The organism is Pseudomonas sp. HMWF006 (assembly GCF_003061205.1).
GTDB classification, from domain to species: domain Bacteria; phylum Pseudomonadota; class Gammaproteobacteria; order Pseudomonadales; family Pseudomonadaceae; genus Aquipseudomonas; species Aquipseudomonas monsensis.
In genome coordinates, this window is the sequence record NZ_QAIU01000004.1 from 1 (window position 1) to 1,285 (window position 1,285).

Below are 1,285 nucleotides of genomic sequence, written 5' to 3' on the forward strand. Positions count from 1 at the left end.
TGTATGTACCGGACACATGGTGGACAGGTGTTCGGAGACATGGTGGACACTTTTTAATAGGCACATTGCTCATCACTAAGGAGATGACCTGTGTCTTGGGAAGAGGTGTCCACTGTGCAGCTTCGTTCAGAATTCGTGCTTTTGGCTCGGCAAGAAGGGGCCAATGTCCGGCAGCTTTGCCGTCGATTTAATATCAGCCCAAGCACCGCCTATAAATGGCTTAACAGGTTTGAAAACCTGGGTGCAGAAGGACTGAACGATCAGTCTCGACGACCGAAGACATCACCCAAGCGATGTGCTGATGAGGTTGAACAGCAGATTTTGACCGTGAGTCAGGAGTACGCGGCCTGGGGCGCTCGCAAGCTCAAACGTGTGTTGGAAGACAACGGCTTAGTGATGCCTTCGGTCAGTACCGTGCATGCGGTTTTACAGCGTCATTCACGCGTTGATCCAAAGGCCGCCGAGATCAAACCGTTTATCCGTTTTGAGCATGAAGCGCCCAACGATCTTTGGCAGATGGACTTCAAGGGGCATATCAGTCTGGGTCAGGGGCGTTGCCATCCGTTGACGATGCTGGACGATCATTCGCGGTTTTCACTGTGCATCGCGGCGTGTATCAATGAGCAGCGCGACACCGTCCAGGAGCATCTGGTCCGGGCCTTTCGGCGCTATGGCCTGCCTTTGCGCATGACGATGGACAACGGCTCTCCATGGGGTGATCAGACAGGCGTTTATACCGCGCTGGAGGTCTGGCTGATGAGTCAAGGCATCAAGGTCGGCCACTCTCGACCTTATCATCCGCAAACCCAAGGAAAGCTGGAACGCTTCCACCGCAGTCTGAAAAATGAAGTCCTCCAGGGTCAGCACTTTAACGATCTCAACAGCGCGCAACGGGCGTTTGATATCTGGCGTGATATTTACAACCAGAAGCGCCCGCATCAAGCGCTGGACATGCAGGTTCCTGCTACTCGGTACAGCAGCAGCTCAAGGGAATATCAGGAGCAACCCGCAGCGCCGGAGTACGACGATGGTGATGTGGTCAGGAAGGTTCAGGTAAAGGGCGAGATCTACTGGAGGAACCGTGAATACACAGTCGGGAAAGCTTTTTACGGGAAGTCAGTAGCTATCCGGGAAACGATGGAGGACGGCATCCACGATGTCTACTGGAGTAGACATCGCATCGCCCGAATCGACTTGAACTTGCAGATCGTTACGGCAGGTAAGAAGATCTAAAACCGTCCACCATGTCTCCGAACATGTGTCCACCATGTCTCCGGTACATACA

Annotated in this window: 1 protein-coding gene; it reads left to right on the forward strand. The window is 53.5% G+C overall.

The window, feature by feature from the left end; genetic code table 11:
• The first annotated feature begins 90 nt into the window (after positions 1-90).
• On the forward strand, positions 91-1,233 hold the full coding sequence (locus tag DBR24_RS00070) for an IS481 family transposase (protein ID WP_128613518.1): 1,143 nt from the start codon (positions 91-93) through the stop codon (positions 1,231-1,233).
• Positions 1,234-1,285 lie beyond the last annotated feature (52 nt).